Raw genomic sequence first — 18,541 nt, 5'->3', positions numbered from 1 at the left:
ATGGCGCTGTTCGGAAAGAGGGAAAAGGCCTTTGAGGTCTGGGGCGACAAGGGCCGCTGGAACGCCGCCAAACAGGCACTGAAAGAGGCAGGCATCAAGATCATGGAGTCCGGCTTTTACGATACGGAGCCGCCTCTTTGCGGCTGCGGCGCCAAGCTGGACCACCGGGATTTCGGCCCCAACGGCCGTATCGACCGGCACACCTACTACATCTCCGTCCGGCCGGAGGATCTGGAGCGGGCCCGGGAAGTCCTGGAGGGTATCTGAAAAAAGAAAGAGGGAAAGGCCAAAGGGCCTTTCCCTCTTTTTAATTGCATTGGGAAACGTTTCAGTCTGCCTGAACGGGGAACACCACGCCGCCCACGGAAATGGAGGCCAGATCCTCCAGGGGCAGGATCTCACTGAAAACTGTGCTCTTGGAGCAGACGGTGACACCGTCCTGGGGGGAGATGCTGCCGCCCATGTTGGACAGGTCCACAACGGTGCCGTCGGTGCGGTTGAGGAAGACCGCCACGTTCTCCATGTAGCGTGCCATCTGCTCTGCGTCCTCGTCACTCTGGCGTCCGCTTTCGTGATTACTCCAGACCACTTCTTTATCCACGGTGTAGTCCACCTTCACCGCCACCGGGGAGAGGGTGATGGCGTCGATGGTAAAGGTGAGCCCATCCTGGGTGAAGGTCTCGCCGCCGCCCAGGGTGACGGAGGCATCCTCGTAGCGCACGTCGAAGCGGAGCTTCCAGGTTCCCTCCGCAAAGGGGACGGCCTCGCCGCTCTCTGCATCCCAGCGCCAGAGGTCATCGAACTGTGCCGTGGCGGTGCAGTCGTTGATGGGTACGTCGGCGCTGATGGTCTGGATCAGCTGGACGGTGTTGTCGGTGGGATCCTCGTCCACGAACCAGCTGCCGCCGTGGGTGCCGCCCAGAATGTTCAGGTCCGCGCCGCCACCCCGGACCAGCAGCATATCGTCCTGGGTGCCCTCCGGCAGCAGGGCCGTGCCGTCGTCCCGGGTGATGGTGAAAATGATGGCGGCATTGTACCGGTCGCCCATGACGGCGTCGGCAGTGATGGTGATGCCGCCTGCGGTATCGGAGGCTCCCACAGGGTAGCCGATCTTGTCAATGATCTCCGTCTGGGCGGCGCTGGTTCCAAAGATGGGGGCGAAGGCCTCCGCTGCGGATTTGAGGATGCCGGTGGCCCCGGCGGTGACTCCCAGCACCACGGCCAGGCACGCGGCGATGAGCGCCGTGCGCAGGATGGGACGGCGGCGGACGGGGGCGCTTTGCGCAGCCGCAGCCTCTGCGGCCCGGGCGGCGATGGCCGCTTTCTGCTCCGGGGTGAAGTGCAGGGCGTCCAGATTTTCTTTATATTCAAACAGATTGTTCATATTCCATTCCTCCCAGCAAGGTTTTCAGCCTGGCCCGGCCCCGGGCCAGGCGGGTGTGGACGGTGGCGGTGGGGATGCCCAGGATGCGGCCAATCTCGGCGGCCTGGTATCCCTCATAGTAATAGAGGTAAATGACGGCCCGGTAATGGGCGGGCAGGGTGTTTACCAACTGCAGGAGGGACCCTTCCTCCGCCGCCGGAGCTGCCACGTCTCCCACGGCTTCCAGGGTACAGGTACGCTGGCGCCAGGGGCTTTTCAAAAGATCTTTGCAGGCGTTGGCCGCCATGCGCAGGATATACGCCCGCTCATGATCCGGGCTCTCAAAGTCCCGGGGCTCCGTCAGCAGCTTCACAAACACTGTCTGGCAGATATCCTGGGCGTCGTGGGTATTTTTCAAGTAGGTGTAACTCAAGCGGAGAATGGCGTCGGCATAGGTCCGGGCCAGGTAGTCCGCCCGCTCCTTGAGATCCATGTTGTATCACTCCTTCCAAGCGCGCTTCACCAGGGATACGACTGGGAGGCCGAAAAACTTTCACCGGAGAGGAAATTTTTAAAAAGAGCAGAAAAAAGGAGCGGGGGGATCCCCGCTCCTTTCCTGGTGTGCCGGGTTTTACTCGCCTACGATCAGGGCGATGAGCTCCACGGGCTCGTCGGTCTTGTTCTCCAGACCGTGGCCCTGGCCGTACCCGGTGGCGCCGATGTCGCCGGGGTGGAGGATGACCTCCTTGCCGTCGTCGTTGAAGACGGCCTCGCCCTTGATGATGTAGTAGAACTCCGTCTCATGCTCGTGGGTGTGATAGCCGATGGAGCAGCCGGGATTCACCGTTACGTGGGCGAACAGGCGGCCATGGTCATAGAGGCCCGCCTTGTCGGTGAGCTCCTTGATGTGGATGAGACCCTTGCCGTTTTGCACGCAGACGTCCTTCGCGGGGCAGTTTCCAGATAGCGTATACATGTGCGTCCTCTCCTTGCCGTATCTCTGCCGGGAGGGACCGCCCTTGCGCGCGGCCCGCCGGAGTGATAGAATAAAACCATTGTAGCACGGCGGCGGGCTCAAGTCCAGCCGTCCAGAACGACCCCTGGAAAGGAGTTCCCATGAAGCGGAGACATCTTGCGGCGCTGATGGCGCTGGCAATGGTATTGAGCGGGTGCAGCGCCCGGCCGGAGGAGCCTCCGGCGCCGGAGCCCATAAAGATCGAGACTTTGCGGGTGGAGATCAGTAAGAATGACCAGGATCCCCAGGCCCTCCTGCAGGAGATTCGGGAACTGCCGGAGCTTCTCAAGGCCGGGTTTGACGCCGTAGCGGAGGACACCGGCGTGGAAGTGGGCGACGTGACGGTGACGGTGGGCACCTCTCCCGCCGCCACTGCCCAGGCTGTGGGAGAGGGCAGCGTGGACGTGGCGTTTTTGCCGGCGGCGGAGTTTGGCCGCTCCGGTGACGGCGCGGCGGCGGTACTGGCGGAGGCGGAGAACCATGGCCTCTCCAACGCCGGAAGCGTTCCGGCGGACTGGAACGGCAGCGAGCATGCCACGGCCCTGGTGCCTGGGGTGCGGCAGGCGGGGACATTCGCCTTGGTGTGCGCTGCACCCACGGCCTACGGTGCACAGCTTTCTGCCCGGGCGGAGAGCGGGCAGGCCCTGACCTGGGAGGAGCTGAGCCGGGCCCGCTGGGGCGTGCTCTCCCGGGATTCCCTGGGCGGCTGGGGGTGCCTTGCGGTGTGGCTGGCGGAAAACTATGACGGCGGTACCGTGGAGCAGCTGCCGGATGTGACGGAGTACGAGAGTTTTGAGGCGCTGCTGCGGGCGGCGGCCGCGGGAGAGATCGACGCCTTCCCCCTGCAGGCGGACGCCCGGCTGGATGTGGCGGATGCCTGGACGCTGGGAGAAGATGAGAAGAGCAGCGGCGGCATGTCCGGCTTTGGCCGGGAGAAATCCGTCTGGGAAGAGGTGCGCTGCATCGGCGTGACCCCCACGCTGTACACCACCGTGGCGGCGGTGTCCGCTGGAGACAGTGCCCTGACGGGGGACGCCTTCCAGAATGCCCTGGACACGGTTCTGGTGAATCTGGGGGAGCAGGAGCCCGGCAGCATGGCCGCCTTCGGCAGCGCCTGGTTCGCCCGGATCGGCGGCGGCGATCTGGAGCCCCTGCGGGAGCTGCTGGAACTGGCGGAATAGAGAACTGCGCCCGGTACGGCCTGCGCCGCGCCGGGCGCTGCTGCATCACCGCTTTTTCCGGCCTGCCGGGAAAAAAGCCTTGACCTTCAAGTTACTTGACAGTTTATGATACCCCCAAAAGGAGGCGGTTTCGTGACCAGTAAGGAAATGGAGGCCCGGTCCGGGGTACCCCGGGCTAATATCCGCTACTACGAGGCGGAGGGGCTGCTGCACCCGGCCCGGGCGAAAAACGGCTACCGGGAGTACAGCGAGGCAGACCTGGCGGTTTTGGAGAAGATCAAGCTGCTGCGGCGGCTGGGGGTCAGTGTGGAGGAACTGCGATCCCTGGGCAGCGGCGGGGAGACGCTCACCGCTGTGCTGGACCGGCGCCTGGCGGAGCTGGGCGGGGAGCAGGCGTCGCTGGAGCGGGTGCGGCAGGTGTGCGGCGCAGTGCGGGCGGCGGGGGTCAGCTTTGGGGAGCTGGACGCCGGGCGGTACCTGCGGGACCTGGATGCCCCGGCGCTGCCGGAGAGCGGGGAGGGCTGGTGGCGAAATGCGCCGTCGCCTTCCTTGCCGGAGGGGGACGCCCTGCCCACGGTGTGCAGCATCCCCCGGCGGCTTACGGCCCGGTTGCTGGATCAGTTTTTGCTGTCCCTGGTGATGGCCATGGTGTTGTGCCTTGCGGGATACAATCCGGCCCGGGCCAATGTGTCCCTCATGCAGCTGGTGAACCTTGCGGTGCTGGCGGTGCTGGAGCCGCTGTTCCTGCGGCTGTTTGCGGCGACTCCCGGCAAGGCGCTGATGGGACTGCGGCTGACGGAGCCAGACGGCGGGCGACTCTCTTTTTCCCGGGGCTTCAACCGCTACATCGGCATGCTCTGGTACGGCATGGGGTTTTGCATCATCCCCATCTGGTCCCTGGTACAGCTGTATCGCTCAGCCAAGCGCTGTAGCAATGATGAGCCCCAGCCCTGGGATGAGGGGATCGCCTACCGGGAAAGGCCCTTTTTGCTGCGGAATCTGGTGGCGACTATGGTTACCCTGGTGCTGTTTTTGGGAGTGGGAGAGGCAGTCAACAGTGCTTCCCAGCTGCCTCCCAACCGGGGGGAGCTGACGGTGGCGGAGTTTGCGGAGAACTATAACCGTCAGGCATCGTATCTGGGAGTGCGGTCCGCTGGCTGGCTGGACCCGGAGGGGCTCTGGCATGAGGCACAGGATCTGCCCAACGTCGTCAGCGTCTCCATCGGCGACTCCGTTCCCGGGGCGGAGCAGTTCCACTACACGGTGGAGAACGGCCGTCTGACCGCCGTGACACTCTCCGGAGGGGTGGAAAATTCCCATTCATGGTATGCCCTGCCCACAGAGCGGATGGCCCTGGCCTTGACGGCTTTTGCCTGGGCCCAGGAGGACGCGCCTTTCTGGACCGGGCCTCGGCGGGCCCAGTTGGCGGCCCTGGATGAGGCGGATTGGCAGGAAGGATTTACGCTGCGCCAGGGGGAGCTGGATATCACCCTTGCCACGGAGGTGGAGAACTTTACCGGGTTCTCCACCGGATATGCCCTTCCCTCCGTGGAGACCGGGGACAACCGCTTTGCCTTCACCTTTACCATGGCTCTGGAGGAGTAGGCGCCAACCGCCGCGGGACACGGCAAACATTGCAAATCAGGGATACAGGGTGTAAAATCACCCTGTATCCCTGATTGACTTTCCCATGCATTTGTGCAAATGGCAGAATTTCGTTTGCTACCGAATTACCACTTTACTTTGCTAATAAAATAAAGTAAAATATTGCCCGTGAAAATACGCGGGCCATATCCCGCCAGGAGGTACCCTATGGAATTGGATCTCAATATGCTCCGGCCCCAGGAGCGCTTGTCGCTGCAGCTGAAGATGCTCTACCAGGGGGAGGGGTTTCAGAAATACCACATGGGCCGCTTTGAAGAGTACGGCCTCTATCAGGAAAACCGCCGCTTCCTCTCCAGTGAGCAGGTCATCACCTTTACGGACCTGGACGGGCGGCTGCTGGCCCTCAAGCCCGATGTGACCCTTTCCATTGCCAAGAACGCCCGGGTGCCGGAGGGGGGCTGCGCCCGGTATTACTACGCGGAAAACGTCTACCGGCCCAGCCAGGAGAGCCACACCTTCCGGGAGATCAGCCAGATGGGCGTGGAGTGCATCGGCCATGTGGACGACGCCGCCACCGCCAAGACCGTGTCCCTGGCCCTGGGAAGTCTGGCTTTGACGGGGCGGGACTTTGTGGTGGAGCTGAGCCACATGGGCTTTGTGACGGGCCTTTTTGACGCCGTGGGGGCGCCGGAGGCCATCCGGGGCAAGCTCCTTACCTGCATCCGGGACAAAAACGCCCACGAGCTCCAGAAGACCGCTGGAAAGGCGGGCCTCTCCCGGCAGGGGACGGAGGCCCTGTGCCGTCTCAGCGGCCTCTCCGGGCAGTGGGAGTCGGTGCTCTCCCAGGCGGAGCCGCTGGCCCTCAACGCCGCCATGGGGGCGGCCCTCACCGAGCTGCGGACCCTGTGCACCGCCCTCTCTCAGGAGGCGGGAGCGGAGAAGCTGCGGCTGGACCTCTCCCTGGTCAACGATATGGAGTATTACAACGGCCTGGTGCTCCAGGGGTATCTTGCGGGCCTTCCCCGGGCGGTGCTCAAGGGCGGCCGGTACGATCCCCTGGCGGAGCAGTTCCGCCCCGGCGCCCGGGCCATCGGCTTTGCCCTGTACTTGGATGAGCTGGACCGGCTGGCAGAGCCCCAGGGGGAGACGACGGAGGGCCCTGTGATGCTCAACGTGGCCCTGCCCAAGGGGCGCCTGGGCGACAAGGTCTACAACCTCCTCTCCGGTGTGGGCTACGGCTGCCCGGAAAACTACGCCGACACCCGCAAACTGGTGGTGGAAAACCCCGCCGCCGGCATCCGCTACTTCCTGGTCAAGCCCAGCGACGTAGCCATCTACGTGGAGCACGGCGCTGCCGACATCGGCATCGTGGGCAAGGACATCCTGGCGGAGTCCGGGGCCGACGTCTACGAGCTGATGGATACGGGTCTTGGCAAGTGCCGCATGTGCGTGGCCGGCCCCAAGGACTTCACGGAGGACCAGAGCCGGGCATTGCGGGTGGCCACCAAGTTTGTCAACATCGCCAAGGCCTACTACGCGGCCCAGGGCCGGGACATCGACATCATCAAATTAAACGGCTCTATTGAGCTGGCTCCTATTCTGGGACTTTCCGATGTCATTGTAGATATTGTGGAGACGGGTACCACCCTGCGGGAAAACGACCTGCAGGTGATCACAGAGTTCATGCCCATTTCGGCGCGGTTCATCGCCAACCGGGCCAGCTATCAGTTTAAGCGCAAGGAAATCGACACCCTGGTGGAAAAGCTCACGGAGGTGACCAAGGGATGATTCCCATTGAACAGTTCAACGCCCTGCGGCCGGAGGATATCCTCCGGCGGAAGGCAGGGGCGGAGGAGAATGTGGACGCAGCGGTAGACGCCATTCTCTCGGATGTCCGCGCCCGGGGTGACGCAGCGCTGCTGGAGTACGCGAAGAAGTTCGATGGCGCGGAGCTTGGGAGCGTGGAGCTTTCCCGGGAGGAGTGGGACGCGGCGGTGGCCCGGGTGGATGCCGCATTTTTGGAGACGCTGCGCCAGGCGGCGGAGAACATCCGCGCTTTCCACACCCGGCAGGTCCACAAGGACTTTGTCATCACGGAACACGCCGGCATCGTCATGGGCCAGCGCTATACCCCCATCGCCCGGGTGGGCATCTGCGTGCCCCGGAGTCCGGTTGCATTCCCCTCCTCGGTGCTGATGAACGCCATTCCCGCCCGCATCGCCGGGGTGGAGGAGATCTTCATGGTGACCTCCCCGGACAAGACGGGGGCCATCAGCCCGGAGGCCCTGGCGGCAGCCAAGGTGGCCGGAGTGGACCGGATCTTCAAGGTGGGCGGCGCCCAGGGCGTGGCGGCCCTGGCCTACGGCACGGAGACCATTCCCGCAGTGGACAAGATCGTGGGCCCCGGCGGCGTGTTCGTGGCTGCCGCCAAGCGCAAGGTCTTCGGCCTGGTGGGCATCGACATGGTGGCGGGCCCCAGTGAGATCCTGGTGCTGGCGGACGGCGGCTGCGACGCCAGGTGCGTGGCGGCGGACATGCTCTCTCAGGCGGAGCACGACACCCACGCCGCCGCCGTGCTGGTGACGGACAGCGAGCCCCTGGCCCGGGCGGTGGCGGCGGAGCTGGAGCGCCAGCTGGCCACCTTGCCCCGTCGGGAGATCGCCCAAAAGAGCCTTGAAGACAACGGCCGCATCATCGTCACCGAGAGTTTGGAGGCGGCGGTGGAGGCCGCCAACCAGCTGGCCCCGGAGCATCTGGAGCTGTGCGTGGCGGAGCCCTTTGCCCTGCTGCCCCGGGTGCGCAACGCCGGCAGCATCTTCCTGGGCCGCAGCGCCCCGGAGGCCCTGGGAGACTACTTCGCAGGTCCCAACCATACCCTGCCCACCGGCGGAACCGCCCGGTTTTCCAGTCCCCTCAGCGTGGACGACTTTGTCAAGAAGTCCAGCTTTTTGTACTATACCCGGGAGGCGCTGGGCAAGGCGGCTCCCCGCATCGCGGACTTTGCCCGCCGGGAGGGGCTGGAGGCCCACGCCCGGTCGGTGCTCAGCCGCAGCGAAGACGATTGAATTACGGAAGAAAGAGGTACGCATATGAGCCGGTTTATTTCCAAAGAGGCGGATGCCCTGGCCCCCTATACCCCCGGTGAGCAGCCCCAGGACCAGCAGTACATCAAGCTCAACACCAATGAGAGTCCCTTTCCGCCCTCTCCCAAGGTCATGAAGGCCCTGACCCGGGCAGAGGTGCTCAAGCTCAACCTTTACTCCGATCCCACCTGCGCTGCGTTGAACGCGGCCATTGCCAAGCACTTTGAGCTCCAGCCGGAGAATGTCCTCTCCGGAAACGGCTCCGACGAGGTGCTGGCCTTTGCCTTCCGGGCCTTCTGCGGGGAGGGCAAGGGCGTGGCCTTTGCGGACATCACCTATGGGTTTTACAAGTCCCAGGTGGCGCTCTTCGGCCTGGAGGCTACCCGCATCCCCCTGCGGGAGGACTTCACCCTGAATGTGGACGACTACATGGATTTCCCCGGCACCATCGTCATCGCCAACCCCAACGCCCCCACGGGCATCGCCGTGCCCCGGACCGACATCCAGCGGCTGCTGGAGGCGAATCCCGACCGGGTGGTCATTGTGGATGAGGCCTATGTGGACTTCGGCGCCGAGAGCTGCGTGCCCATGATCTTCCGGTACGACAATCTCCTGGTGGTGCAGACCATGTCCAAGAGCCGGTCCCTGGCCGGCGGCCGGGTGGGCTACGCCCTGGGCAGCCCCGCCCTCATCGAGGCTCTCAACCGGGTAAAGTACAGCTTCCACCCCTATAATGTCAACCGCCTCTCCATGCTGGCGGGAGCCGCTGCCGTGGAGGACGACGCATACTTCCAAAAGTGCACCGCCGCTGTGGCCGGCAACCGGGAGTGGACCCGCAAGGAGCTGGAAGCCCTGGGCTTCACCGTGCTGCCCTCCAGCGCCAACTTCCTCTTTGCCAAGAGTGATTCCATTCCCGGCGGAGAGCTCTACCGCCGGCTCAAGGAGAACGGAATCCTGGTGCGCTGGTTCGACGCCGACCGCATCCGGGACTACGTGCGCATCACCATCGGCTCTTTGGAGCAGATGGTGGCCCTGGTGGACCAGCTGGACCAGATGATGCAGGAACTGTAAAGGAGGGATACCCATGCGCACAGCTGAGATTGTCCGGGATACCAATGAGACCCGGATCCGCTTGAAGCTGAACCTGGACGGCACCGGAGCGGCGGACATCCAGACCGGCGTGGGCTTTCTGGACCACATGCTGACCCTCTTCGCCCGCCACGGGGACTTTGACCTCACCGTCCGCTGCGACGGGGACACGGAGGTGGACGGACACCACAGTGTGGAGGACATCGGCATCTCACTGGGCCGGGCCTTTACGCAGGCCCTGGGGGACAAGCGGGGCATCTGCCGCTACGGCCAGTTCCTGCTGCCTATGGACGAGACGTTGGTGCTCATCGCCGTGGATCTCTCCGGCCGGGACTATCTGGGCTGGACGGTGGAGCTGCCCGCCGCCAAGGTAGGGGACTTCGACACGGAGCTTGCCAAGGAGTTTTTCCTCTCCTTTGTGCGAAACTGTCCCTGTGCCCTCCACATCCGGCAGCTGGCCGGAGAGAACACCCACCACATCCTGGAGGCGGTGTTCAAGGGCACCGGACGGGCGCTGAAAGAGGCCGTTGCGCCGGATGCCAAGCATTTGAACGAGATTCCCAGCACCAAGGGAACGCTGTAAGGAGGGGAGAATATGATCGCCATTGTGGATTACGGGGTGGGGAACCTCTTTTCCCTCACCGCCAGCCTCAAGGCGCTGGGGTTTGAAGCCCGGGTCACCGCCCGGCCGGAAGAGCTGCGGCAGGCGGAGCGGATCATCCTTCCCGGCGTGGGCGCTTTTGGAGATGCCCGGGCCAAGCTGGAGGACACGGGCTTGGTGCCGGTGCTGCTGGAGGAGGCGGAGAAGAAGCCGTTCCTGGGCATCTGCCTGGGGATGCAGCTCCTCTTCGACCGGAGCTTCGAGTACGGGGAGCACCCGGGCCTTGGCCTGGTGCCCGGCGAGGTGGCGGATCTGCGGGCGGATCTCACAGACAAAAGTCTGAAGGTTCCCCACATGGGATGGAACAGCCTGGCCATCACCCGGGACGACCCCATTTTCCGGTACTTCCGCAATGGGGAGTACGTTTACTATGTCCACAGCTTTTACGCCAAAAACTGCGCTGCAAGTACCCTGGGGACCTCCCAGTACGGGAATGTGTCCGTCACCGGGGTGGTGCGCCGGGGAAATGTCTACGGCACCCAGTTCCACCCGGAGAAATCCGGGGACGCGGGACTGCGGCTGCTGCGGGCCTTTGGCGAGCTGTAAGGAGGGACGAGGCTTGCAGATCTTTCCTGCCATTGACCTGCGGGGTGGACAGGTGGTCCGCCTCTACCAGGGAGATTATGACCAGATGACCGTCTACGGGGCCGACCCCTGTGCTGTGGCCCGGGACTTTATGGCCGCCGGCGCCCGGTATCTCCACGTGGTGGATCTGGACGGCGCTTTGGACGGCACCCTGGCCAATTTTGACACCATCGCCGCCATCGCCCGCCAGGGCGGCCTCTATATCGAGGTGGGCGGCGGCATCCGGGATGAGGAGCGCATCCGCCGCTATCTGGACCTGGGGGTGGGCCGGTGCATCCTGGGCACCATCGCCGTCAAGGACTTCGCGTTCACGGAGCGCATGGCACAGAAATACGGCGACCGCATCGCCGTGGGCGTGGATGCCCGGGACGGCTACGTGGCCGTCAGCGGCTGGAAGGAGCTCTCAGCAGAGCGGGGGGTGGACTTCTGCCGCCGCCTCCGGGACGCGGGAGTGAAGACCGTCATTTACACGGACATCTCCCGGGACGGAGCGGAACAGGGCACCAACCTGGACCTCTACCGGGAGCTTGCCAAGATCGACGGGCTGGATATCACCGCCTCCGGCGGCGTCAGCAGCTTGACCGAGCTTCGGGAGCTCCAGCAGATCGGCACCAAGGCCGCCATTTTGGGCAAGGCCCTCTACACCGGGCGGCTGGATTTGAAAACCGTCATTGAGGAGGTGGGCGCATGTTAGCCAAGCGGATCATTCCCTGTCTGGATGTCAAGGACGGCCGGGTGGTCAAGGGGACGAATTTCCTCCAGCTGCGGGATATGGCAGACCCGGTGGAGATGGCCCGGTTCTACAATGAATCCGGCGCCGACGAGCTGGTCTTTTACGACATCACCGCCTCTGCCGAGGGCCGCAACCTTTTTACGGATGTCCTGCGGGCAGTGGCCAGCGAGATCTTCATTCCCCTCACCGTGGGAGGAGGTATCCGCACCCTGGCGGATTTTGACCGGGTCCTCAAGTGCGGGGCGGACAAGGTGTCCGTCAACTCCGGGGCCATTGCGGATCCCTCCCTCATCGGCGCGGCGGCCAAAAAGTACGGCGACCAGTGCGTGGTCCTCTCCATGGACGTCAAGCGGGTGGACGGGCAGTTCCGCCTCTTCGCCAAGGGTGGCCGGGAGGATACCGGCATTGACGCCCTGGAATGGGCAGTCCGGGGCGTGGGAGACGGCGCCGGGGAGATCGTCCTCAACTCCATCGACACCGACGGCGTGAAGCAGGGCTTCGACCTGGAGATGCTGGACGCCCTGGCGGAGCGGGTACACGTGCCCATCATTGCCAGCGGCGGCGCCGGGAAGATGGAGGACTTCGCGGAGCTCTTCACCCATCCCGGCATCGACGCGGGGCTGGCAGCCTCCATTTTCCACACCAAGCAGGTGGATATCAAAGAACTCAAGCGCTTTCTCCGCGCCCGGGGCGTGGAGATGCGGATATAAGGAGAATGCGCAATGGAACTGAAATTTGACGAAAAGGGGCTGATCCCCGCCATCGTCCAGGATCACTACACCAAGGAGGTACTGACCCTGGCCTACATGAATGCCGAGAGCCTGGCCATCACCATCGACGAGGGCCGCACCTGCTTCTGGAGCCGCAGCCGCCAGGAGCTCTGGCGCAAGGGGGAGACTTCCGGCAATGTGCAGCATGTGGTGTCCATCACCGCCGACTGTGACGCCGACGCGTTGGTGGTGGAGGTGGTCAAGGACGGCCCCGCCTGCCACACCGGCGCGGAGAGCTGCTTCTTCCAGCCGGTCTACCTCTCCGAGGAACTCAAGGCCTTCAGCTACGAGGGCCTCTACCACCTCATCGAGGGCCGCAAGACCTGCCCCAAGGAGGGCAGCTACACCTCCTACCTCTTTGAAAAGGGCCTGGACAAGATCCTCAAGAAGGTGGGCGAGGAGTGCACGGAGGTCATCATCGGCGGCCGCAAGGAGGACAAGGAGGAGACCGTCTTTGAGATCGCGGATCTCACCTACCACGTGATGGTGCTGATGGTGCAGATGGGCATTTCCGTGGAGGATATCACCCGGGAGCTGGAAAAGCGCCACGTGGTGGATCACAAGGTCAAGCAGGAGCGGATGCAATGAAAGCGGCGCAGTGCTCTGTCCACACCCACTCCGCCCTGTGCGACGGCAAGGGCACCCTGGCGGAGATGGCTGCTGCGGCCTACGCGGCGGGGGTGCGGTACTTCGGCGCCTCCGGCCACAGCCACACCCCGGTGCCCTATGACGTGGGCCATGTGCTGCCGGCGGATATGGCGGATTACCGCCGCCAGGTCCTGGAGTTGCGGGAGGCATACCGGGGCCGCATGGAGGTGCTGCTGGGCCTGGAGTGGGACAGCCAGTCCGACATCACGCCGGAGGGCTTTGACTACTGGATCGGCAGCGTCCACTATCAGCGCTCGGCGGAGGGGATCTACTACGCCGCCGACTGGAGCGCGGAGCAGTTTGCCGCCTGCCGGGACGAGATGTTCGGCGGGGACGCCCTGGCGGTGACGGCAGGGTACTTCCGTGACGTGTGCCGGGTGGCGGCCCAAAAGCCCCCCATCCTGGGGCACATTGACCTTATCACCAAGCTCAACGCCGGAAACCGCTTTTTTGACGAGGCGGCCCCCCGCTACCGGGCTGCGGCGCTGGAGGCCCTCCATGCGGTGGACCCGGTGGCCACCATTCTGGAGATTAACACCGGCGGCGTTTCCCGGGGCTACCGGGAGAGCCCGTATCCGGCCTTGTTCCTCCTGAAGGAATGGCGCCAGATGGGGGGGCGCGTGATCCTCACCTCCGACAGCCACAGCCCCGATACCGTGGTCTTCGGCTATGATGATGCGGCGGCTTTGGCCCGGGCGGCAGGATTTGACCGCTCAGTGGTGCTGACCCTCTCGGGCCCGGTGGAGTGCCCCCTTTGAGCGATGGGAATTCCTTTGGCTTTTTTCGACAAGCAAAGGCGCGGCTATGGCCGCGCCTTTTTGCGTTCTTGCCCTTGTGACGGTATCGGCCTCCTGCTACAATAGACAATTATAGATGATATCAATGGATGTGAGGTGCCGATATGTACCGCAACGTGATTTTTGACCTGGACGGAACCCTGCTCAATACCATCGGGGATCTGGCGGCGGCAGGCAACTGGGTCTGCCGCACCAACGGCTGGCCGGAGCACTCGGTGGAGGCCTACAAAACCATGGTGGGCCACGGGATCCCGGATCTGGTGCGCAAGTTCTCCCCGAAGGGGTGCCGCAGCCCTTTGATGATGGTGAACACCCTCTCCCAGTTCTCCCAGTATTACGCCAAGCACGACCTGGACACCACCGCACCCTATCCCGGCATCCCGGAGCTTTTGGAGCGGCTGGGAAAGGCGGGAGTGCGGATGGCGGTGTACTCCAACAAGGCCGACGAGTTCAGCCGGGCCATCGTGGAGCACTTCTTTCCGGGCGTGTTCTTCCTGGTGCGGGGCAAGCTGCCGGACGTACCGGTGAAGCCGGATCCCACCGGCGTGCACCAGGTGCTCTCCGCCATGGAGGCGGACCCGGATGAGACGCTCTTTGTGGGGGACAGCAGCGTGGACATCCAGACCGGGCACAACGCGGGGGTTCACACCTGCGGCGTCACCTGGGGCTTCCGCTCCCGGGAGTCCCTGGTGGAGGCCGGGGCGGAGCATCTGGCGGATACCGCCCAGGCTCTGGGTGACCTCATTTTGTAAGATGAAAAGAGACCGGCAAAGAGGCCGCGGCTTTCGCCGCGGCCTCTTTGCTGCTTTTCCGGGTGTTAGAAAGTGGTGCCGGGTGTGGACGCATTTTCATGGTCCGTCAGGTCACCGTCCGTATCGTGGACCCGGGCGTTTTCAAGCATCTGGCTGTAACTGGAGCCGATGGAGGAGCCTTTTTTCTTGGTGGAGGTGTTGGACGTGCGATCCTCTCCGGTCAGCGCGTCCTCGGTACCGTCTACCAGATCTTCGGCGCCGTCTTTCAGGTCATCTCCCAGATCCGCCGCTCCGTTTTTCAGATCGTCGCCCAGATCCTGGGCCTCGTTCTTCAATTCGGAGCCGGTATCCTGCTGGGAAGAACCATCCATCATGCTGTCGTTCTGGTTTTGATCGGTCACGGCGTTGTCCGTGCCGTCGATTACCGCCTCGTTGCGGGTATCCTCACCGCAGGCGGTCAGGGCAAACGCCAGCAAAGCGGAGGCCAGTACCAGCGCAAAGCGTTTCTTCACGGTTGGGATCCTCCTTTGCGTGGACAGGTTGCGACACCCATGCCCTTGGCTGACAAGGGCGGTGCCGCACCTCATCAACCGACGCTTATTGTTGCCGCTGCGGCGAAAAGTATCAGCGGAAATTTCTGCCCGAAAAATTTTTTCAAAAAACACTTGCAATTTGAAAAAAAGCTGCTATATTAATAATAGCAATTATTACTGATATGGAGGGCCTATGGAGCGTCGATACTCCCGCCAGAGGGAGACCATTTACCAGGCGGTTCTGGCCAGCCGGGCCCATCCCACGGCGGAGATGATCCATGAGCAGCTGCGCGGGGAGCTTCCTCAGCTGAGCCTGGGAACCGTCTACCGGAATCTGCGGCTGTTGGTGGAGGAGGGAAGGCTCCAGGAGCTGGGCGGCTCCACCGCCCGGTTCGACGGGGTCACCGCCCCCCACACCCACCTGCGCTGCAAACGCTGCGGGCAGGTACTGGATCTGGAGAGTCTGCCCTATGATCCGGCACTGGATCGCATGGCGGCGGCCGGCGGTGCGGTGATTGAAAGCCATTCGCTTGTTTTTACGGGGCTTTGTCCGGAGTGCGCCGGGAAGGCACCGGAATGAACCTGAGAGCATCAGGGAATACTGATTTTTGAATTTGAAAGGGGAAATCACAATGGAACTCAAGGGAACCAAGACGGAAGCCAACCTGTGGAAAGCATTTGCGGGGGAGTCCATGGCCCGCAACAAGTACACCTATTTTGCCAGCGCCGCCAAGAAGGAGGGCTACGAGCAGATCGCGGCCATCTTCCAGGAGACCGCCGACAATGAGAAGGAACATGCCAAGCTGTGGTTCAAGGCCCTGGGTGGTATCGGCAACACCGAGGCCAACCTGGTGGCTGCCGCTGCCGGTGAGAACGAGGAGTGGACCCAGATGTACGCCGAGATGGCCCGGGACGCTGAGGCTGAGGGCTTTTTGGCCCTGGCCGCCCAGTTCGAGGGCGTGGCCAAGATCGAGAAGACCCATGAGGAGCGCTATCTCAAGCTGCTGGACAACCTGAAGAAGGGCGAGGTCTTCAAGAAGGGCGAGAAGGTCATGTGGTTCTGCCGCAACTGCGGCCATGTGGAGATCGCCGAAAGCGCCCCTGCCGTTTGCCCCGTGTGCAAGCATCCCCAGGCCTATTTCCAGGTGAAGGCCGAAAACTATTGATCTTACGGAAAAAACACACGCGTTCCCGCCGGGAACGCGTGTGTTTTTTTCGGGAACTTGTGGGCATCACGGTGCATAAACTAACGGCGAGAGGCGGAAACTGAAGGGTACATCCTATAAATGGTACTGCCGGAAAGGGGAAAAGGGACAAAGCGAGCCTTCATAAGTGACACATTTTTGTGCAATCATGCCAATCCGCAGGACGCCGCCCGGAAAATTTTGAAAAATGTTTGTGAAAAACGCCGTTGACTGTATAGAAAAAAGCGGTTATGATGATAACAGAATCATGACTTGCTGTCTATGCGAAGCTGTAAAATCGACTTGGTATGGAAAAGGAGAGCTGTATCATGTATACACAGGAGATTACTGTTAACAACGAAGTGGGCCTGCACGCAAGACCCGCCACTTTCTTTATCCAGAAGGCGAATGAGTTCAAGAGCGGCATCTGGGTGGAAAAGGAAGACCGCCGCGTCAACGCCAAGAGCCTGCTGGGCGTTTTGTCTCTGGGCATTGTGAAGGGGACCACCATCACCCTCATCGCCGACGGCGCGGATGAGAAGGAGGCTATCAGCGCCCTGGTGGAGCTGGTGAAGGACAACTTCGGCGAGTGATCGCTCCGAATACCGACCCCGTGCGGCTCTGCTCCGGCAGGGCCGCTTTTCATTCCACAGGCGGCGCGCTGCGCCTGCCGGAAGAGGAGGCACGCCATGACGCGGGAGGAACTGCGGGAAAAGGCCAATGACCTGCCCCTGACGCCGGGGGTCTATCTCATGATGGACAAGACCGGCAAGGTCATCTACGTGGGCAAGGCCAAAAAGCTGAAAAACAGGGTGAGCCAGTATTTTCAGGACAGTGCCGCCCACACGGTAAAGACCCGCCAGATGGTCTCCCAGGTGGACCGGTTCGACACCATTTTCGTCTCCAGTGAGTTTGAGGCCCTGGTGCTGGAAAACTCCCTCATCAAGCGCCACAGCCCCAAATACAACATCCTGTTAAAGGACGACAAGGGCTATCCCTTCGTGCGCCTGTCCCGGGAGACGTATCCCCGGTTTTCCCTGGTGAACAAGATGGCGGCGGACAGCGCCCGGTACTTCGGCCCCTTCGGCGGCCGCCAGGAGACCCGGCAGGCCCTGGACGCCGTGTGCGCGGCGCTGCGTCTGCCCACCTGCCGCAGGCAGTTCCCCCGGGACATCGGCGCGGAGCGGCCCTGCCTCAACTTCCACATGGGCCGGTGCGACGGCTTCTGCCGCCCGGAGATGACGGCGGAGGAGTATAACCGCCGCATCGAGCAGGCGGTGCTGCTGCTGGAGGGCAAGTCCAAGCAGCTGCTGCGGGAAATGACGGCGGAGATGGAGACGGAGGCGGAGGCGCTGAAGTTCGAGCAGGCTGCCCTGCTGCGGGACCGGATCAACGCCATCAGCGCCCTAGGGAAAAAGCAGACGGTCATCGCGGGCCTCTGTGCCGACACGGATATCTGGGGACTTTACCGGGGCAGCGGCAAGTGCTGCTACGCGGTGCTCCATGTGGAGAAGGGGCAGCTGACAGGCCGGGAGACGGAGCTGTTTACCGCCCCGGTGGAGGAGCCGGAGGAGGAGATGCTCTCCGCCCTGACGGCCCAGTACTACCTGCCCCGGTCCATCCTGCCCCATGAGATCCTGCTGCCGCTGGACACGGAGGACTGCGAGGAACTGTCGGAGGTGCTCACCCGCCGGGCAGGCCACAAGGTCTGGGTCCACGTGCCCCAGCGGGGGGAGAAGGCGGAGCTTTTGGCCATGGCCCGGCGCAACGCCGCCCAGGAGGCGGAGCGGGCCACCACTGACGCCGAGCGGGTGGCCCACACCCTGGAGCTTTTGCAGAAGATGCTGGATCTTCCGTCTCCCCCGGGCCGGATGGAGTCTTTCGATATCTCCAACACCGGCAAGAGCGACATCGTGGCCTCCATGGTGGTCTACAGCGGCACCCGGCCGTTGAAATCCGCCTACCGCCGCTTCCAGATCAAGGGCCTGGATGGCCACCCCGACGACTACGCCTCCATGGCGGAGGTGCTGACCCGGCGGCTCCAGCGGGCCGCCGACGGAGACGAGAAGTTTTTGCCCCTGCCGGACATCTTTCTCATCGACGGCGGTGAGACCCACGCCAAGACCGCTCAGCAGGTGGCGGACCGCTTCGGGGTGGATGTTCCCATTTTCGGCATGGTGAAGGACGACCGCCACCGCACCCGGGCCCTGGTGACGCCGGAGGGCAGGGAGATCGGCATTTCCGGCAACCAGGCGGTATTCTCCCTCATCGGCCAGATCCAGGAGGAGACTCACCGATTTGCCATCACCTATCACCACCAGCGCCACGGCAAGAGCACCCTGCGCTCGGCCCTGGACGAGATCCCCGGCGTAGGCCCCAAGCGGCGGGAAGAGCTCAAACGGGCCTTCGGCACCATCAAGGCCATCCGGGAAGCGGATGTGGAGGCACTGTCTGCGGTGATCCCCCGCTCTGCCGCGGAGGCGGTGTACCGGAAGTTCCATACAGAGAAAGAGAATCCCACCCAGGAGTAAAACAAAAGTCC

At 63.3% G+C, this 18,541-nt stretch carries 22 protein-coding genes; 18 read left to right on the top strand and 4 right to left on the bottom strand.

The genetic code is table 11. The features are described from left to right. Window positions 1-267: a hypothetical protein gene (locus ACT67G_RS02945; protein WP_325247088.1), complete on the top strand. Its 267-nt coding sequence runs from the start codon at window positions 1-3 to the stop codon at window positions 265-267. 61 nt (window positions 268-328) lie between these two features. Here the strand turns inward: ACT67G_RS02945 and ACT67G_RS02940 are convergent, their stop codons facing one another. From ACT67G_RS02940 to ACT67G_RS02930, 3 genes are all read right to left on the bottom strand, one after another. Beyond that, window positions 329-1,384 (bottom strand): DUF4179 domain-containing protein, encoded by a 1,056-nt coding sequence (locus ACT67G_RS02940; RefSeq protein WP_443662944.1) that lies wholly within the window; start codon window positions 1,382-1,384, stop codon window positions 329-331. Continuing rightward, window positions 1,368-1,856 (bottom strand): RNA polymerase sigma factor, encoded by a 489-nt coding sequence (locus ACT67G_RS02935; protein WP_443662943.1) that lies wholly within the window; start codon window positions 1,854-1,856, stop codon window positions 1,368-1,370. Before ACT67G_RS02935 ends, ACT67G_RS02940 begins: the two co-directional genes overlap by 17 nt. A gap of 138 nt (window positions 1,857-1,994) precedes the next feature. Next, window positions 1,995-2,339 (bottom strand): cupin domain-containing protein, encoded by a 345-nt coding sequence (locus ACT67G_RS02930; RefSeq protein ID WP_325247091.1) that lies wholly within the window; start codon window positions 2,337-2,339, stop codon window positions 1,995-1,997. Between the two features lie 140 nt (window positions 2,340-2,479). Between ACT67G_RS02930 and ACT67G_RS02925 the strand changes: the two genes are divergently transcribed. The 12 genes from ACT67G_RS02925 (at window position 2,480) to ACT67G_RS02870 (ending at window position 14,282) form a co-directional block, all read left to right on the top strand. After that, window positions 2,480-3,559: a PhnD/SsuA/transferrin family substrate-binding protein gene (locus ACT67G_RS02925; RefSeq protein ID WP_443662942.1), complete on the top strand. Its 1,080-nt coding sequence runs from the start codon at window positions 2,480-2,482 to the stop codon at window positions 3,557-3,559. Between the two features lie 132 nt (window positions 3,560-3,691). Beyond that, the gene (locus tag ACT67G_RS02920; RefSeq protein ID WP_443662941.1) at window positions 3,692-5,164 is read left to right on the top strand and encodes a MerR family transcriptional regulator; all 1,473 of its coding nucleotides are present in this window, start codon (window positions 3,692-3,694) and stop codon (window positions 5,162-5,164) included. A gap of 207 nt (window positions 5,165-5,371) precedes the next feature. After that, complete coding sequence (hisG, locus tag ACT67G_RS02915) at window positions 5,372-6,952, top strand: ATP phosphoribosyltransferase (protein WP_443662940.1); 1,581 nt, start codon at window positions 5,372-5,374, stop codon at window positions 6,950-6,952. After that, entirely contained in the window at window positions 6,949-8,229 is a 1,281-nt protein-coding gene (gene hisD, locus ACT67G_RS02910) for a histidinol dehydrogenase (protein WP_443662939.1), read from the top strand. The genes hisG and hisD overlap by 4 nt, the downstream gene beginning before the upstream one ends. Before the next feature lie 24 nt (window positions 8,230-8,253). After that, on the top strand, window positions 8,254-9,318 hold the full coding sequence (gene hisC / locus ACT67G_RS02905; RefSeq protein ID WP_443662938.1) for a histidinol-phosphate transaminase: 1,065 nt from the start codon (window positions 8,254-8,256) through the stop codon (window positions 9,316-9,318). Between the two features lie 13 nt (window positions 9,319-9,331). Continuing rightward, window positions 9,332-9,919, top strand: a complete 588-nt coding sequence (gene hisB / locus ACT67G_RS02900; RefSeq protein ID WP_443662937.1) for an imidazoleglycerol-phosphate dehydratase HisB — start codon at window positions 9,332-9,334, stop codon at window positions 9,917-9,919. Between the two features lie 12 nt (window positions 9,920-9,931). After that, window positions 9,932-10,543 (top strand): imidazole glycerol phosphate synthase subunit HisH, encoded by a 612-nt coding sequence (hisH, locus tag ACT67G_RS02895; protein WP_325247098.1) that lies wholly within the window; start codon window positions 9,932-9,934, stop codon window positions 10,541-10,543. A gap of 13 nt (window positions 10,544-10,556) precedes the next feature. Further along, a complete protein-coding gene (gene hisA, locus ACT67G_RS02890; protein WP_443662936.1) occupies window positions 10,557-11,276 on the top strand; it encodes a 1-(5-phosphoribosyl)-5-[(5-phosphoribosylamino)methylideneamino]imidazole-4-carboxamide isomerase in 720 nt (239 codons plus the stop codon). Continuing rightward, on the top strand, window positions 11,270-12,025 hold the full coding sequence (gene hisF / locus ACT67G_RS02885) for an imidazole glycerol phosphate synthase subunit HisF (RefSeq protein WP_325247100.1): 756 nt from the start codon (window positions 11,270-11,272) through the stop codon (window positions 12,023-12,025). Before hisA ends, hisF begins: the two co-directional genes overlap by 7 nt. Window positions 12,026-12,037: 12 nt before the next feature. Then, window positions 12,038-12,673 carry a bifunctional phosphoribosyl-AMP cyclohydrolase/phosphoribosyl-ATP diphosphatase HisIE gene (hisIE, locus tag ACT67G_RS02880; protein ID WP_325247101.1) on the top strand — a complete coding sequence of 212 codons (636 nt, stop codon included), beginning with the start codon at window positions 12,038-12,040 and terminating at the stop codon, window positions 12,671-12,673. Then, window positions 12,670-13,491, top strand: coding sequence for a histidinol-phosphatase HisJ family protein (locus tag ACT67G_RS02875; protein WP_443662935.1), 822 nt, complete (start codon window positions 12,670-12,672; stop codon window positions 13,489-13,491). The genes hisIE and ACT67G_RS02875 overlap by 4 nt, the downstream gene beginning before the upstream one ends. 143 nt (window positions 13,492-13,634) lie before the next feature. Beyond that, window positions 13,635-14,282, top strand: coding sequence for an HAD family hydrolase (locus ACT67G_RS02870; RefSeq protein WP_443662934.1), 648 nt, complete (start codon window positions 13,635-13,637; stop codon window positions 14,280-14,282). 65 nt (window positions 14,283-14,347) lie between these two features. On the opposite strand, the gene ACT67G_RS02865 is transcribed toward ACT67G_RS02870, so the two are convergent. After that, a complete protein-coding gene (locus tag ACT67G_RS02865) occupies window positions 14,348-14,794 on the bottom strand; it encodes a hypothetical protein (protein ID WP_325247104.1) in 447 nt (148 codons plus the stop codon). Between the two features lie 39 nt (window positions 14,795-14,833). On the opposite strand from ACT67G_RS02865, the gene ACT67G_RS02860 reads away from it, so the two are divergent. The 5 genes from ACT67G_RS02860 to uvrC all read left to right on the top strand — a co-directional run bounded on the left by ACT67G_RS02860 (window position 14,834) and on the right by uvrC (window position 18,530). Beyond that, window positions 14,834-14,977: a hypothetical protein gene (locus tag ACT67G_RS02860; RefSeq protein WP_325247105.1), complete on the top strand. Its 144-nt coding sequence runs from the start codon at window positions 14,834-14,836 to the stop codon at window positions 14,975-14,977. Window positions 14,978-15,008: 31 nt separating this feature from the next. After that, window positions 15,009-15,395, top strand: a complete 387-nt coding sequence (locus tag ACT67G_RS02855) for a Fur family transcriptional regulator (RefSeq protein WP_443662933.1) — start codon at window positions 15,009-15,011, stop codon at window positions 15,393-15,395. A 52-nt stretch (window positions 15,396-15,447) separates the two neighbouring features. Next, window positions 15,448-15,981 carry a rubrerythrin gene (rbr, locus tag ACT67G_RS02850; RefSeq protein WP_325247107.1) on the top strand — a complete coding sequence of 178 codons (534 nt, stop codon included), beginning with the start codon at window positions 15,448-15,450 and terminating at the stop codon, window positions 15,979-15,981. A gap of 347 nt (window positions 15,982-16,328) precedes the next feature. Continuing rightward, window positions 16,329-16,592 carry an HPr family phosphocarrier protein gene (locus ACT67G_RS02845; RefSeq protein ID WP_325247108.1) on the top strand — a complete coding sequence of 88 codons (264 nt, stop codon included), beginning with the start codon at window positions 16,329-16,331 and terminating at the stop codon, window positions 16,590-16,592. Between the two features lie 96 nt (window positions 16,593-16,688). Continuing rightward, window positions 16,689-18,530 (top strand): excinuclease ABC subunit UvrC, encoded by a 1,842-nt coding sequence (uvrC, locus tag ACT67G_RS02840; RefSeq protein ID WP_443662932.1) that lies wholly within the window; start codon window positions 16,689-16,691, stop codon window positions 18,528-18,530. Window positions 18,531-18,541: the final 11 nt, after the last annotated feature.

The sequence above is a fragment of the Dysosmobacter sp. genome (assembly GCF_052306735.1).
Lineage (GTDB): Bacteria > Bacillota > Clostridia > Oscillospirales > Oscillospiraceae > Oscillibacter.
The sequence above is the reverse complement of the archived record's forward strand: the minus strand, read 5'-3'. Positions and strand labels throughout refer to the sequence as shown.

Coding starts and splice junctions, on each gene's coding strand:
- hisIE (WP_325247101.1), top strand. CDS start 12,038: ATGGAACTGAAATTTGACGAAAAGGGGCTGATCCCCGCCATCGTCCAG.
- hisH (WP_325247098.1), top strand. CDS start 9,932: ATGATCGCCATTGTGGATTACGGGGTGGGGAACCTCTTTTCCCTCACC.
- rbr (WP_325247107.1), top strand. CDS start 15,448: ATGGAACTCAAGGGAACCAAGACGGAAGCCAACCTGTGGAAAGCATTT.
- ACT67G_RS02860 (WP_325247105.1), top strand. CDS start 14,834: ATGCCCTTGGCTGACAAGGGCGGTGCCGCACCTCATCAACCGACGCTT.
- hisF (WP_325247100.1), top strand. CDS start 11,270: ATGTTAGCCAAGCGGATCATTCCCTGTCTGGATGTCAAGGACGGCCGG.
- uvrC (WP_443662932.1), top strand. CDS start 16,689: ATGACGCGGGAGGAACTGCGGGAAAAGGCCAATGACCTGCCCCTGACG.
- ACT67G_RS02935 (WP_443662943.1), bottom strand. CDS start 1,856: ATGGATCTCAAGGAGCGGGCGGACTACCTGGCCCGGACCTATGCCGAC.
- ACT67G_RS02925 (WP_443662942.1), top strand. CDS start 2,480: ATGAAGCGGAGACATCTTGCGGCGCTGATGGCGCTGGCAATGGTATTG.
- ACT67G_RS02845 (WP_325247108.1), top strand. CDS start 16,329: ATGTATACACAGGAGATTACTGTTAACAACGAAGTGGGCCTGCACGCA.
- hisD (WP_443662939.1), top strand. CDS start 6,949: ATGATTCCCATTGAACAGTTCAACGCCCTGCGGCCGGAGGATATCCTC.
- ACT67G_RS02855 (WP_443662933.1), top strand. CDS start 15,009: ATGGAGCGTCGATACTCCCGCCAGAGGGAGACCATTTACCAGGCGGTT.
- ACT67G_RS02870 (WP_443662934.1), top strand. CDS start 13,635: ATGTACCGCAACGTGATTTTTGACCTGGACGGAACCCTGCTCAATACC.
- ACT67G_RS02945 (WP_325247088.1), top strand. CDS start 1: ATGGCGCTGTTCGGAAAGAGGGAAAAGGCCTTTGAGGTCTGGGGCGAC.
- hisC (WP_443662938.1), top strand. CDS start 8,254: ATGAGCCGGTTTATTTCCAAAGAGGCGGATGCCCTGGCCCCCTATACC.
- hisB (WP_443662937.1), top strand. CDS start 9,332: ATGCGCACAGCTGAGATTGTCCGGGATACCAATGAGACCCGGATCCGC.
- hisG (WP_443662940.1), top strand. CDS start 5,372: ATGGAATTGGATCTCAATATGCTCCGGCCCCAGGAGCGCTTGTCGCTG.
- ACT67G_RS02930 (WP_325247091.1), bottom strand. CDS start 2,339: ATGTATACGCTATCTGGAAACTGCCCCGCGAAGGACGTCTGCGTGCAA.
- ACT67G_RS02875 (WP_443662935.1), top strand. CDS start 12,670: ATGAAAGCGGCGCAGTGCTCTGTCCACACCCACTCCGCCCTGTGCGAC.
- ACT67G_RS02940 (WP_443662944.1), bottom strand. CDS start 1,384: ATGAACAATCTGTTTGAATATAAAGAAAATCTGGACGCCCTGCACTTC.